The sequence below is a fragment of the Streptomyces sp. S6 genome, from assembly GCF_054880855.1.
Genome location: NZ_JBTYMC010000175.1, coordinates 1 through 13,905, shown reverse-complemented (window position 1 = coordinate 13,905; position 13,905 = coordinate 1). Strand labels below are relative to the sequence as shown.

The window sequence follows — 13,905 nt, the reverse complement described above, 5'->3', positions numbered from 1 at the left end:
CACCCCACGGCGCCCCCGGCCAACCAGCCCCCCGCGCCCCAGTACACACCGCCGCCCCAGCAGCAACCCGGTGACCCCACCGGCCACGTCCCGCTGCCCCCCGTCGCGCCCGTCACCGCCCCCGCCGCGCTCGACCCGGCGACGACCATGCTCGCGGTCCTCCTCATCGGCCCCGCGGGCGCGGGCAAGACCAGCGTGGCCAAGTACTGGGCCGAGCACCGCCGGGTCCCCACGGCCCACATCAGCCTCGACGACGTCCGCGAGTGGGTCCGCTCCGGCTTCGCCGACCCGCAGCGCGGCTGGAACGACAACTCCGAGGCCCAGTACCGTCTGGCCCGCCGCACCTGCGGGTTCGCCGCCCGCAACTTCCTCGCCAACGGGATCTCCTGCGTCCTGGACGACGCGATCTTCCCCGACCGCCCGGCGGTGGGGCTCGGCGGCTGGAAGCGGCACGTGGGACCGGGCCTGCTGCCGGTCGTCCTCCTCCCGGGCCTGGAGGTGGTCCTGGAGCGCAACGCGGAACGCTCGGGCAACCGCCGCCTGACGGACGAGGAGGTCGCGCGGATCCACGGCCGCATGGCGGGCTGGTACGGCTCGGGCCTGCCGATCATCGACAACTCGCAGATGGACGTACCGCAGACGGCGCGGGTGCTGGACGAGGTGCTGGCAAGGGCGATTGCAAGTCCGCCGAAGTGGTAGTCGGACACAGACGTCTCTGCCGCCGAGCTGGTCTGGAGCGCCCGTGGTCCCCCGAACGGCACCCCCAAAACCGGCATATTTCCGTACGAACTCCTACGCTCGACGTATGTCAGACGCGCACGCATCCCGCCGAGCCCGCCTCAGAGACCGCTGCACCGCAGCCGGCAGCGCGGCGGCGCTCGTCACCCGCCCGGCCAACGTGAGATACCTCTCCGGCGCGGCCCCCGCGAACTCCGTCCTGCTGGTCGGCACCGAGGAGGACGTCCTCCTGTGCACCGCCACCCCGGACGGCCGCCTGGACGATCGCCTGCGCGTCCACGTCCTGCCGGCCGAGGGCGGTGACCCGGCCGTCGCGGCGGCCGACCTCCTCATGGCCCAGCACATCGACACCCTCGCCGTGGAGGAGCACCACCTCACGGTCGCCCGCCACCGCGCGATCCACTCGGTGGCACCCCACCTCTACCTGAACGACCTCGCCGGCACCGTCGAGCAACTGCGGATCGTCAAGGACGAGGAGGAGATCGCCGCCCTCCGCGTCGCCGCCGAGATCGCCGACCAGGCCCTCGGTGAACTCCTGGAGTCGATCCTGGTCGGCCGCACGGAACGCCACCTCGCCCTGGAGCTGGAACGCCGGCTCGTGGACCACGGCGCCGACGGCCCCGCCTTCCCCACGTCCGTCGCCACCGGCCCGCACGCCGGGCTGCGCGGCCACCTCCCCACCGACCGGCGCGTGGAGGAGGGCGACTTCCTCTCCGTCTGCCTGGGGGCGGCGTACCGCGGCTACCGCTGCGAGATCGGCCGCACCTTCGTCATCGGCACGACGCCGGCGGACTGGCAGATCGAGCTGTACGACGCCGTCTTCGCCGCTCAGCGCGCCGGCCGGGAGGCCCTCGCGCCCGGCGCCGCGTACCGGGACGTGGACCGCGCGGCGCGTCAGGTGCTGGAGGCCGGGGGGTGGTCCGAGGGGCTGCCGGGGCTCATGGGACACGGGGTCGGACTGGAAATCGAAGAGGACCCGCAGCTCGCCCCCGCGGCCATGGGTAAACTGGACGCTTGCGTGCCGGTCACCGTCGAACCCGGGGTACACCTCCCGGGCCGGGGCGGCGTCCGGATCGATGACACGCTCGTCGTGCGCCCCGAGGCGGACGGCGGACCCGAGCTACTCACCATCACGACCAAGGAACTGCTCGCCCTGTAGGCAGTGGCGCGCGCCGGGGTCGTCCACGTCAGTCCAGGAGATTCCGCAACCGTGGCTTCCACGAACGACCTCAAGAACGGCCTGGTGCTCAAGCTCGACGGCGGCCAGCTGTGGTCCGTCGTCGAGTTCCAGCACGTCAAGCCCGGCAAGGGCCCGGCATTCGTGCGCACCAAGCTCAAGAACGTGCTGTCCGGCAAGGTGGTCGACAAGACCTTCAACGCCGGCGTCAAGGTCGAGACGGCCACTGTCGACAAGAGCGACATGCAGTTCTCGTACATGGACGGCGACTACTTCGTCTTCATGGACATGGAGACGTACGACCAGCTGCACATCGACCGCAAGACCGTCGGTGACGCCGCGAACTTCCTCATCGAGGGCTTCGAGGCGACCGTCGCGCGGCACGAGGGCGCGGTGCTCTTCGTCGAGCTGCCGGCCGCCGTCGAGCTGGTCATCGCCGAGACCGAGCCGGGGCTCCAGGGCGACCGGTCCACCGGTGGCACGAAGCCGGCGAAGCTGGAGACCGGGCACCAGATCCAGGTTCCGCTCTTCATCACGACCGGCGAGAAGATCAAGGTCGACACCCGTACGAGCGACTACCTCGGCCGGGTGAACAGCTAACCGTGGCTGCTCGCAACACGGCCCGCAAGCGTGCCTTCCAGATCCTCTTCGAGGGCGACCAGCGGGGTGCCGACGTTCTGACGGTGCTCGCGGACTGGGTGCGGCTGTCCCGGTCCGACGACCGGCAGCCGCCGGTCAGTGAGTACACGATGCAGTTGGTCGAGGGGTATGCGGAGCATGCCGCCCGGATCGACTCGCTGATCTCTCAGTATTCGGTCGGGTGGACGCTCGACCGGATGCCGGTGGTGGACCGCAACATCCTGCGGCTCGGTGCGTATGAGCTGATCTGGGTGGACGGGACGCCGGACGCGGTCGTGCTGGACGAGATGGTCCAGCTGGCCAAGGAGTTCTCCACCGACGAGTCTCCGGCGTTCGTGAACGGGCTTCTGGGGCGGTTCAAGGAGCTGAAGGCTTCGCTGCGCCGGTAGTTCGCGGGGGTTCTGTGCGTGGGCGGCTGCGGGTGATTCGTGGCTGCTCGCGCCCGCGCGGCGGAGCCGCAAATGAACACAGCCCCGCGCCCCTTAAAAGCAAAAAACAAAACTGCCGCCGGGGTGGCTGGAACCGAATCGCTCGGTTCTGGCCACCCCGGCGGCACGTTTCTCCTCAAGGGGCGCTTGGGAGTCAGCCTTCCTCGTGGGTCACCGCTCTGCGCGCGTCCGCGTCCAGGACGCCCCAGCTGATGAGCTGTTCGGTGAGGACCGAGGGGGACTGGTCGTAGATGACGGCGAGGGTGCGCAGGTCGTCCTGGCGGATCGAGAGGACCTTGCCGTTGTAGTCGCCGCGCTGGGACTGGATGGTCGCCGCGTAGCGCTGGAGGGGGCCGGCCTTCTCGACCGGGACGTGGGCAAGGCGCTCCAGGTCCAGGACCAGCTTCGGCGGGGGCTCGGCCGCGCCGCCGGGGGTGGTGCCCGGCAGCAGTTCCTGCACCGGGACGCCGTAGAAGTCCGCCAGCTCCGCGAGGCGCTGCACGGTGACGGCGCGGTCCCCGCGCTCGTACGACCCGACGACGACCGCCTTCCAACGGCCCTGGGACTTCTCCTCGACACCGTGGAGGGAAAGGCCCTGCTGGGTGCGGATCGCGCGGAGCTTGGCCCCGAGCTGTTTGGCGTATTCGCTGGACATATAGCTCCCGGCGCTGTGTCGACGCGGACGGCTGTGTTGCCGAACCGCTCGGCTGGTAACTCACTGTGAGGTTACGCAGCGTGATTCTCCTGCGTCAAGCCGAATGGTCCACACCGACCCTTCCGTGGTATCGATGGCCGATTACTCCAGGGGGGTGATCAGGCAGGACGTGGCGGCCTGCTACGGTTGATGGCGCAAACCCGACGTCCTTTAAGGTCCGTCCCGTGAGGCGGAGAAGGAGGTCCCTTTCTTATGGACATCCGATCGTCCGATGCGCGGCCCGTTCTCGAAGGCCCTGACATCGCGCGGGTACTGACCCGCATCGCCCACGAGATCGTCGAGCGCGCCAAGGGCGCCGACGACGTGGTGCTCCTCGGCATCCCGACCCGCGGCGTCTTCCTCGCCCGCCGGCTCGCCGAGAAACTCGAAGAGATCACCGAACGCGCGATCCCGGTCGGCTCGCTGGACATCACGATGTACCGCGACGACCTGCGCATGCACCCGCCGCGCGCGCTGGCCCGCACCGAGATCCCCGGCGACGGCATCGACGGCCGCCTCGTGGTCCTCGTCGACGACGTCCTCTTCTCCGGCCGCACCATCCGCGCCGCTCTCGACGCCCTGAACGACATCGGGCGCCCGCGCGCGGTACAGCTCGCGGTCCTCGTCGACCGGGGCCACCGCGAACTGCCCATCCGCGCCGACTACGTCGGCAAGAACCTCCCCACGTCGCTGCGGGAGACGGTCAAGGTCCAGCTCGCCGAGGAGGACGGTCGCGACACCGTGCTGCTCGGCGCGAAGCCGGACCAGTAGCAGGCGCTCACGGCACGCCGGTCGGTTCGGCGTGCACGCGCATGCCCCGAATCTCCCGAAATAAACCTTCTTACGGAGCCTGACAGATGCAGCGTCATCTCATCTCGGCCGCCGACCTCACCCGCGACGACGCCGTCCTGATCCTCGACACCGCCGAGGAGATGGCCCGGGTCGCGGACCGGCCCATCAAGAAACTCCCCACCCTGCGCGGCCGTACCGTCGTGAACCTCTTCTTCGAGGACTCCACGCGCACCCGTATCTCCTTCGAGGCGGCCGAGAAGCGCCTCTCGGCGGACGTCATCAACTTCACCGCCAAGGGGTCGTCCGTCTCCAAGGGCGAGTCCCTCAAGGACACCGCGCAGACGCTGGAGGCGATGGGCGTCGACGCCGTCGTCATCCGGCACGGCGCGTCCGGCGCCCCCTACCGGCTCGCCACCTCCGGGTGGATCGACGCGGCCGTGATCAACGCCGGTGACGGCACCCACCAGCACCCCACGCAGGCCCTCCTGGACGCGTTCACGATGCGCCGCCGCCTCATCGGGCGGGACACCGGGCTCGGCCAGGACCTGAACGGCAGGCGGATCACCCTCGTCGGTGACGTCCTGCACAGCCGGGTCGCCCGCTCCAACGTGGACCTCCTGCACACCCTCGGCGCCCACGTCACCCTCGTCGCCCCGCCCACCCTGGTGCCGGTCGGCGTGGAGAGCTGGCCCTGCGAGGTGTCGTACGACCTCGACGCGGTGCTCCCCAAGTCGGACGCGGTGATGATGCTGCGCGTCCAGCGGGAGCGGATGAACGCCGCGTTCTTCCCGACCGAGCGGGAGTACTCGCGCCGCTACGGGCTCGACGGGGAGCGGATGGCGCGGATGCCCGAGCACGCGATCGTCATGCACCCCGGCCCGATGGTGCGCGGCATGGAGATCACCGCCGAGGTCGCCGACTCCCCGCGCTGCACGGTCGTCGAACAGGTCGCCAACGGCGTCTCGATCCGGATGGCCGTCCTCTACCTGCTGCTCGGCGGCAACGAGCCCGCCGTCACCCACACCCGCCCCACCACCGGTTCCGAGGAGAAGTAACACCCATGAGCAAGATCCTGATCCGTGGTGCGAAGGTGCTCGGCGGCGAACCGCAGGACGTGCTGATCGACGGGGACACGATCGCCGAGGTCGGCGTGGGTCTTTCGGACGACGGCGCCGAGGTGATCGAGGCCGCGGGCAAGGTCCTGCTGCCCGGCCTCGTCGACCTGCACACCCACCTGCGCGAGCCCGGCCGCGAGGACTCCGAGACCGTGCTCACCGGCACGCGCGCGGCGGCCTCCGGCGGCTACACGGCCGTCTTCGCCATGGCCAACACCTTCCCGGTCGCCGACACGGCCGGCGTCGTCGAGCAGGTCTACCGGCTCGGCCGGGAGCACGGCTACTGCGACGTCCAGCCGATCGGCGCCGTCACCGTCGGCCTGGAGGGCAAGAAGCTCGCCGAGCTGGGGGCGATGCACGAGTCGGCCGCCGGGGTGACCGTCTTCTCCGACGACGGCAAGTGCGTGGACGACGCGGTGATCATGCGCCGCGCGCTGGAGTACGTGAAGGCGTTCGGCGGGGTCGTCGCACAGCACGCGCAGGAGCCCCGGCTGACCGAGGGCGCCCAGATGAACGAGGGCGTCGTCTCCGCCGAGCTGGGGCTCGGGGGCTGGCCGGCGGTCGCCGAGGAGTCGATCATCGCGCGGGACGTCCTGCTCGCCGAGCACGTCGGCTCCCGCGTGCACATCTGCCACCTCTCGACCGCCGGGTCCGTCGAGATCGTCCGCTGGGCCAAGTCCCGCGGCATCGACGTCACCGCCGAGGTCACCCCGCACCACCTCCTCCTCACCGACGAGCTGGTCCGCTCCTACAACCCGGTCTACAAGGTGAACCCGCCGCTGCGCACCGAGCGGGACGTCCTCGCGCTGCGGGAGGCGCTCGCGGACGGCACGATCGACATCGTCGCCACCGACCACGCCCCCCACCCGCACGAGGACAAGGACTGCGAGTGGGCCGCCGCCGCGATGGGGATGGTCGGCCTGGAGACCGCGTTGTCGGTGGTGCAGGAGACGATGGTGGAGACGGGCCTGCTGGACTGGGCCGGGGTCGCCGAGCGGATGTCCGCCAAGCCGGCCGAGATCGGCGGCGCGAAGGGCCACGGCCGCCCCGTCTCGGCAGGTGAGCCCGCCAACCTCACGCTCGTCGACACGGCATACCGTGGGTCCGTGGACCCCGAGGGCTTCGCCTCGCGCAGCCGGAACACCCCGTACGAGGGGCGTGAGCTGCCGGGCCGTGTCACGCACACCTGGCTGCGGGGGAAGGCCACGCTCGTCGACGGGAAGCTCACGTGACATCACCTCTCCTGATCGCCGCCGAGAAGGAATCGGCCGCGGTGACCGACTGGGCCGCGCGGATCGGCTGGGTCGTCGGACTCGGCCTGTTCGTCGCCCTCGTCTACTGGCTGATGCGCGAGGGCTGGAAGTGGCGGGGCACCCTCCAGGGCGACCTGCCGGAGCTGCCCCAGGCGCCGGACGAGCCCGGTGAGCCGCGCCTCACCATGACCGGCCGCTACCACGGCTCCACCACCGCCGGGCAGTGGCTCGACCGGATCGTCGCGCACGGCCTCGGCACCCGCAGCAAGGCCGAGCTCACCCTGACGGACGCCGGCCTGGACGTCGTCCGGCCCGGTGCCACCGACTTCTTCGTGCCGGCCGGCGCGCTGCGCGAGGCGCTGCTCGGCAAGGGAATCGCCGGGAAGGTCCTCAGCGAGGGCGGACTCCTCGTGGTGACCTGGGAGCACGGCGGCAGGCTGATCGACTCGGGCTTCCGCTCCGACCACGCGGCCGAGCACCTCGCGTGGGTCGAGGCCATCAACTCCATGATCAACGACAAGCAGACGGAAGGCGCCGAACGATGACGACCTCCACCAGGGGAGCTCAGAAGACTCCCGCCGTACTCGTCCTGGAGGACGGCCGGGTCTTCCGGGGCCGCGCCTACGGGGCCGTGGGGGAGACCTTCGGCGAGGCGGTCTTCTCCACCGGCATGACCGGCTACCAGGAGACCCTGACCGACCCGTCGTACGACCGCCAGATCGTCGTCGCGACCGCCCCCCAGATCGGCAACACCGGCTGGAACGACGAGGACGACGAGTCCAGCCGCATCTGGGTCTCCGGCTACGTCGTCCGCGACCCCGCGCGCGTGCCCTCCAACTGGCGTGCCAAGCGTTCGCTGGACGCTGAACTGGTGGCGCAGAACGTCGTGGGCATCTCCGGGATCGACACCCGCGCCCTCACCCGGCACCTGCGCGAGCGCGGCTCGATGCGCGCCGGGATCTTCTCCGGCTCCTTCGGCCCGGACGCCGACCTCGTGGCGCGCGTGCAGGCCCAGCCGCAGATGAAGGGCGCGTCCCTCTACGAGGAGGTCGCCACCAAGGAGGCGTACGTCGTCCCGGCGGTCGGTGAGAAGCGCTTCACCGTCGCCGCGATCGACCTCGGCATCAAGGGCATGACCCCGCACCGCATGGCCGAGCGCGGCATCGAGGTGCACGTCCTGCCCGCGACGGCGACCGTGGAGGACGTGTACGCGATCCAGCCCGACGGCGTCTTCTTCTCCAACGGCCCCGGCGACCCGGCCACCGCCGAGGGACCGGTCGCCCTGATGACCGAGGTCCTGCGCCGCAGGACCCCCCTGTTCGGCATCTGCTTCGGCAACCAGATCCTGGGCCGCGCCCTCGGCTTCGGCACGTACAAGCTGAAGTACGGCCACCGCGGCATCAACCAGCCCGTCCAGGACCGGACGACCGGCAAGGTCGAGGTCACCGCGCACAACCACGGCTTCGCCGTCGACGCGCCGCTCGACAAGGTCAGCGAGACGCCGTTCGGCCGCGCCGAGGTCTCGCACGTCTGCCTGAACGACGACGTGGTGGAGGGCCTGCGGCTGCTCGACCAGCCCGCCTTCTCCGTCCAGTACCACCCCGAAGCGGCCGCCGGCCCGCACGACGCCGCCTACCTGTTCGACCGCTTCGTCTCCCTGTTGGAGGGCCAGCGTGCCTAAGCGCACCGATATCCAGTCCGTCCTGGTCATCGGCTCCGGCCCGATCGTCATCGGCCAGGCCGCCGAGTTCGACTACTCCGGCACCCAGGCGTGCCGCGTCCTGCGCGCCGAGGGCCTGCGGGTCATCCTGGTCAACTCCAACCCGGCGACGATCATGACCGACCCGGAGATCGCCGACGCGACCTACGTCGAGCCGATCACCCCCGAGTTCGTCGAGAAGATCATCGCCAAGGAGCGCCCGGACGTCCTGCTGCCCACCCTGGGCGGCCAGACGGCCCTCAACACCGCGATCTCCATGCACGAGCAGGGGGTGCTGGAGAAGTACGGCGTCGAACTGATCGGCGCGAACGTCGAGGCGATCAACAAGGGCGAGGACCGCGACCTGTTCAAGGGCGTCGTCGAGGCCGTCCGCGCCAAGACCGGGTACGGCGAGTCCGCCCGCTCGGTGATCTGCCACTCCATGGACGACGTCCTCGCGGGCGTCGAGACGCTGGGCGGCTACCCCGTCGTCGTCCGCCCCTCCTTCACCATGGGCGGCGCCGGTTCCGGCTTCGCGCACGACGAGGAGGAGCTGCGCCGGATCGCCGGGCAGGGTCTGACGCTCTCGCCGACCACCGAGGTGCTCCTGGAGGAGTCGATCCTCGGCTGGAAGGAGTACGAGCTGGAGCTGATGCGCGACAGACACGACAACGTCGTGGTCGTCTGCTCCATCGAGAACTTCGACCCGATGGGCGTGCACACCGGTGACTCCATCACCGTCGCCCCGTCGATGACGCTGACCGACCGCGAGTATCAGATTCTGCGGGACATCGGCATCGCGATCATCCGCGAGGTCGGCGTGGACACGGGTGGCTGCAACATCCAGTTCGCGATCAACCCCGTGGACGGCCGGGTCATCGTCATCGAGATGAACCCGCGTGTGTCGCGGTCCTCGGCGCTGGCCTCCAAGGCGACCGGTTTCCCGATCGCGAAGATCGCCGCGAAGCTCGCCGTCGGCTACACGCTCGACGAGATCCCCAACGACATCACGCAGGAGACGCCGGCTTCCTTCGAGCCGACGCTCGACTACGTCGTCGTCAAGGCGCCCCGGTTCGCGTTCGAGAAGTTCCCGCAGGCCGACTCGACGCTGACGACGACCATGAAGTCGGTCGGCGAGGCGATGGCCATCGGGCGCAACTTCACCGAGGCGTTCCAGAAGGCGCTGCGGTCGCTGGAGAAGAAGGGCTCGCAGTTCACGTTCGTCGGCCCCGTCGGCGACAAGGACGCGCTGCTGGCGCAGTCGGTGCGGCCCACCGACGGCCGGATCAACACCGTCATGGAGGCCATCCGCGCGGGCGCCACGCCCGAGGAGGTCTTCGAGTACACGAAGATCGACCCCTGGTTCGTCGACCAGCTCTTCCTGATCAAGGAGACCGCCGACGAACTGGCCGCCGCCGAGCGCCTCGACGCCGACCTCCTCACCGAGGCCAAGCGGCACGGTTTCTCCGACCAGCAGATCGCCGAGATCCGCGGGCTGCGCGAGGACGTCGTCCGCGAGGTCCGGCACGCGCTGGGGGTGCGGCCGGTCTACAAGACCGTCGACACCTGCGCCGCCGAGTTCGCCGCGAAGACGCCGTACTTCTACTCGTCCTACGACGAGGAGACCGAGGTCGCCCCGCGCGAGAAGCCGGCCGTCATCATCCTCGGCTCCGGGCCCAACCGCATCGGGCAGGGCATCGAGTTCGACTACTCGTGCGTCCACGCCTCCTTCGCGCTGTCCGACGCCGGGTACGAGACCGTGATGGTCAACTGCAACCCCGAGACCGTCTCCACCGACTACGACACCTCCGACCGGCTCTACTTCGAGCCGCTCACCCTGGAGGACGTCCTGGAGATCGTCCACGCGGAGACGCAGGCCGGGCCCGTCGCGGGCGTCGTCGTGCAGCTCGGCGGGCAGACGCCGCTGGGTCTCGCGCAGGCGCTCAAGGACAACGGCGTGCCGGTCGTCGGGACGTCCCCCGAGGCGATCCACGCGGCCGAGGACCGGGGCGCCTTCGGGCAGGTCCTCGCCGAGGCGGGCCTCCCGGCCCCCAAGCACGGTACGGCGACGACCTTCGCGGGCGCCAAGGCCATCGCCGACGAGATCGGCTACCCGGTCCTCGTCCGCCCCTCGTACGTCCTCGGCGGGCGCGGCATGGAGATCGTCTACGACGAGACCCGCCTGGAGTCCTACATCGCCGAGTCGACCGAGATCAGCCCCTCGCGGCCGGTCCTCGTCGACCGGTTCCTCGACGACGCCATCGAGATCGACGTCGACGCGCTGTACGACGGCCACGAGCTCTACCTCGGCGGCGTGATGGAGCACATCGAGGAGGCCGGCATCCACTCCGGCGACTCGGCGTGCGCGCTGCCCCCGATCACGCTCGGCGGACACGACATCAAGCGGCTGCGGGCGTCCACGGAGGCCATCGCGCGCGGGGTGGGTGTGCGCGGTCTGATCAACATCCAGTTCGCGATGGCCGGGGACATCCTGTACGTCCTGGAGGCCAACCCGCGCGCGTCCCGCACGGTCCCCTTCACCTCCAAGGCGACCGCCGTGCCGCTCGCGAAGGCCGCCGCGCGGATCTCGCTGGGCGCGACCGTCGCCGAACTGCGCGCCGAGGGACTGCTCCCGGCGACCGGGGACGGCGGCGAGCTGCCGTTCGACGCGCCGATCTCCGTCAAGGAGGCCGTCATGCCGTGGTCGCGGTTCCGTGACATCCAGGGGCGTGGCGTCGACACCGTCCTCGGCCCGGAGATGCGCTCCACCGGCGAGGTCATGGGCATCGACTCCGTCTTCGGCACGGCCTACGCCAAGTCGCAGGCCGGCGCGTACGGGCCGCTGCCGACCAAGGGCCGCGCGTTCATCTCCGTCGCCAACCGCGACAAGCGCTCGATGATCTTCCCGGCGCGGGAACTCGTCGCCCACGGCTTCGAGCTGCTCGCGACGTCCGGGACGGCCGAGGTCCTCAAGCGCAACGGGATCAACGCGACGGTCGTCCGCAAGCTCAGCGAGGGCGAGGGCCCCGCCGGCGAGAAGACCATCGTCCAGCTCATCCACGACGGCGAGGTCGACCTCATCGTCAACACCCCGTACGGCACCGGTGGCCGCCTCGACGGCTACGAGATCCGCACGGCGGCCGTGGCCCGGTCCGTGCCCTGCCTGACGACCGTGCAGGCGCTCGCGGCGGCCGTCCAGGGCATCGACGCGCTCAACCACGGGGGAGTGGGCGTGCGCTCGCTCCAGGAACACGCGGAACATCTGACCGCGGCCAGGGACTAGCAGCGACCCAGGGGGACACCGGGAACGGTGTCCCCCTCCTTATGGCCCTTATGGTCGTTATGGGGAGACATGTACAAGCTTTTCTTCCGACTGATCTTCCAGCGGATGGACCCCGAGCAGGCCCACCACCTCGCCTTCCGGTGGATCCGGCTCGCCGTGCGCGTGCCCGTACTGCGGACCTTCGTCGCCGCCGCGCTCGCGCCCCGCTACAAGGAGCTGCGCACCGAGGCGTTCGGGCTGCGGATGCACGGGCCGTTCGGGCTCGCCGCCGGGTTCGACAAGAACGCCGTCGCGGTCGACGGGATGGCGATGCTGGGGTTCGACCACGTCGAGATCGGCACCGTCACCGGGGAGGCGCAGCCCGGGAACCCCAAGAAGCGGCTGTTCCGGCTCGTCGCCGACCGGGCGCTGATCAACCGCATGGGCTTCAACAACGACGGCTCGCTGGCCGTCGCCGCGCGGCTCGCCTCCCGGGAGGCGGTGTTCAGGACCGTCGTCGGCGTCAACATCGGCAAGACCAAGGTGGTCCCCGAGGAGGAGGCCGCCGGGGACTACGTGAAGTCCGCGCAGCGGCTCGCGCCGTACGCCGACTACCTCGTCGTCAACGTGTCGTCGCCCAACACGCCCGGGTTGCGGAATCTGCAAGCGGTTGATCACTTGCGACCGCTTCTCACCGCCGTGCGCGAGGCGGCCGACAAGGTCGTTCCCGGACGGCACGTGCCGCTGCTCGTGAAGATCGCGCCGGATCTCGCGGACGAGGACGTCGACGCCGTCGCCGATCTCGCGGTGGAGCTGGGGCTCGACGGGATCATCGCGACGAACACGACGATCGCGCGTGACGGGCTGCTGTCCGAGCCCGCGCTCGTCAAGGAGACCGGCGGGCTCTCCGGGGCGCCCCTCAAGGCGCGCTCCCTGGAGGTCCTGCGGCGCCTGTACGCGCGCGTGGGCGACCGGATCACCCTCGTGGGGGTCGGAGGTGTCGAGAGCGCCGAGGACGTCTGGGAGCGGATCCTCGCGGGCGCGACGCTCGTCCAGGGGTACAGCGCGTTCATCTACCAGGGGCCGTTCTGGAACCGCGCCCTCCACAAGGGGCTCGCCGCGCGGCTGCGCACGAGTCCGTACGCCACTCTCGCCGACGCGGTCGGCGCCGACGTGAGGAAGACGGGATGAGCACCTTCGGGGCACGGCTGCGCCGGGCGATGGACGAGCGCGGGCCGCTGTGCGTGGGGATCGACCCGCATGCCTCGCTGCTCGCGGAGTGGGGGCTGGACGACGACGTCGCCGGGCTGGAGCGGTTCAGCCGGACCGTCGTCGAGGCGGTCGCCTCGCGGGTCGCCGTGCTGAAGCCGCAGAGCGCGTTCTTCGAGCGGTTCGGGTCCCGGGGGGTGGCTGTGCTGGAGAAGGCCGTCGCCGAAGCCCGGGACGCCGGGGCGCTGGTCGTGATGGACGCCAAGCGGGGGGACATCGGGTCCACCATGGCCGCCTACGCCGAGGCGTTCCTGGCCAAGGACTCACCCCTGTTCTCCGACGCGCTGACCGTCTCGCCCTATCTCGGGTACGGGTCCCTCGCGCCCGCCGTGTCCCTCGCCCGGGAGAACGGGTGCGGGTTGTTCGTGCTCGCCCTCACCTCCAACCCCGAGGGCGGGGAGGTGCAGCACGCCGTTCGTTCCGACGGGGTGAACGTGGGGGCGACCATGCTGGCGCACCTTCGGGCCGAGAACGCCGGGGAGGAGCCGATGGGGTCCTTCGGGGCGGTCGTGGGGGCGACGCTGGGGGATCTCTCCGCGTACGACCTCGACATGGGCGGTCCCTTGCTGGCGCCCGGGGTGGGGGCTCAGGGGGCCACTCCCGCCGATCTGCCCCGGGTGTTCGGGAGCGTGGTTTCCCGGGTGGTGCCGAATGTGAGCCGGGGGGTGTTGAGGTTCGGGCCGGATGTGCGGGGGTTGCGGGAGGTGGCTGAGCGGATCTCGGGGGAGGTTCGAGGGCGTCGAGGTAGGCGGTGGTGAGGCCGTCGGGGGCGCCGATGCGGGTGAAGAGGTTGCAGAAGCCGCAGCGGACTTCGCAGAACGGGATGTGGAAGTAGAGGG

Annotated in this window: 13 protein-coding genes; 12 read left to right on the top strand and 1 reads right to left on the bottom strand. The window is 70.5% G+C overall.

Annotation, left to right across the window (positions count from 1 at the left end; genetic code table 11):
* The 4 genes from ACVNF4_RS22670 to nusB all read left to right on the top strand — a co-directional run.
* Window positions 1-699 (top strand): AAA family ATPase (locus ACVNF4_RS22670; RefSeq protein ID WP_461804700.1); only part of this gene is annotated, 699 nt, incomplete at its 5' end.
* 106 nt (window positions 700-805) lie between these two features.
* Window positions 806-1,897: an aminopeptidase P family protein gene (locus tag ACVNF4_RS22665; protein ID WP_461804699.1), complete on the top strand. Its 1,092-nt coding sequence runs from the start codon at window positions 806-808 to the stop codon at window positions 1,895-1,897.
* 51 nt (window positions 1,898-1,948) lie between these two features.
* The gene (gene efp / locus ACVNF4_RS22660; RefSeq protein ID WP_461804698.1) at window positions 1,949-2,515 is read left to right on the top strand and encodes an elongation factor P; all 567 of its coding nucleotides are present in this window, start codon (window positions 1,949-1,951) and stop codon (window positions 2,513-2,515) included.
* Window positions 2,516-2,517: 2 nt separating this feature from the next.
* Entirely contained in the window at window positions 2,518-2,943 is a 426-nt protein-coding gene (nusB, locus tag ACVNF4_RS22655; RefSeq protein ID WP_461804697.1) for a transcription antitermination factor NusB, read from the top strand.
* A gap of 193 nt (window positions 2,944-3,136) precedes the next feature.
* Here the strand turns inward: nusB and bldD are convergent, their stop codons facing one another.
* On the bottom strand, window positions 3,137-3,637 hold the full coding sequence (gene bldD / locus ACVNF4_RS22650) for a transcriptional regulator BldD (protein ID WP_010357917.1): 501 nt from the start codon (window positions 3,635-3,637) through the stop codon (window positions 3,137-3,139).
* 252 nt (window positions 3,638-3,889) lie between these two features.
* On the opposite strand from bldD, the gene pyrR reads away from it, so the two are divergent.
* The 8 genes from pyrR (at window position 3,890) to pyrF (ending at window position 13,824) form a co-directional block, all read left to right on the top strand.
* On the top strand, window positions 3,890-4,447 hold the full coding sequence (gene pyrR, locus ACVNF4_RS22645) for a bifunctional pyr operon transcriptional regulator/uracil phosphoribosyltransferase PyrR (protein WP_355882148.1): 558 nt from the start codon (window positions 3,890-3,892) through the stop codon (window positions 4,445-4,447).
* Between the two features lie 86 nt (window positions 4,448-4,533).
* On the top strand, window positions 4,534-5,523 hold the full coding sequence (locus tag ACVNF4_RS22640; RefSeq protein ID WP_461804696.1) for an aspartate carbamoyltransferase catalytic subunit: 990 nt from the start codon (window positions 4,534-4,536) through the stop codon (window positions 5,521-5,523).
* A 5-nt stretch (window positions 5,524-5,528) separates the two neighbouring features.
* On the top strand, window positions 5,529-6,815 hold the full coding sequence (locus ACVNF4_RS22635) for a dihydroorotase (protein WP_461804695.1): 1,287 nt from the start codon (window positions 5,529-5,531) through the stop codon (window positions 6,813-6,815).
* A complete protein-coding gene (locus ACVNF4_RS22630) occupies window positions 6,812-7,381 on the top strand; it encodes a PH-like domain-containing protein (RefSeq protein WP_461804694.1) in 570 nt (189 codons plus the stop codon). The genes ACVNF4_RS22635 and ACVNF4_RS22630 overlap by 4 nt, the downstream gene beginning before the upstream one ends.
* A complete protein-coding gene (gene carA / locus ACVNF4_RS22625) occupies window positions 7,378-8,517 on the top strand; it encodes a glutamine-hydrolyzing carbamoyl-phosphate synthase small subunit (protein ID WP_461804693.1) in 1,140 nt (379 codons plus the stop codon). The genes ACVNF4_RS22630 and carA overlap by 4 nt, the downstream gene beginning before the upstream one ends.
* Entirely contained in the window at window positions 8,510-11,818 is a 3,309-nt protein-coding gene (gene carB, locus ACVNF4_RS22620) for a carbamoyl-phosphate synthase large subunit (protein ID WP_461804692.1), read from the top strand. The genes carA and carB overlap by 8 nt, the downstream gene beginning before the upstream one ends.
* A 69-nt stretch (window positions 11,819-11,887) precedes the next feature.
* Entirely contained in the window at window positions 11,888-12,988 is a 1,101-nt protein-coding gene (locus tag ACVNF4_RS22615) for a quinone-dependent dihydroorotate dehydrogenase (protein ID WP_461804691.1), read from the top strand.
* Window positions 12,985-13,824 (top strand): orotidine-5'-phosphate decarboxylase, encoded by an 840-nt coding sequence (gene pyrF, locus ACVNF4_RS22610; protein WP_461804690.1) that lies wholly within the window; start codon window positions 12,985-12,987, stop codon window positions 13,822-13,824. The genes ACVNF4_RS22615 and pyrF overlap by 4 nt, the downstream gene beginning before the upstream one ends.
* The last annotated feature ends 81 nt before the right edge of the window (window positions 13,825-13,905 follow it).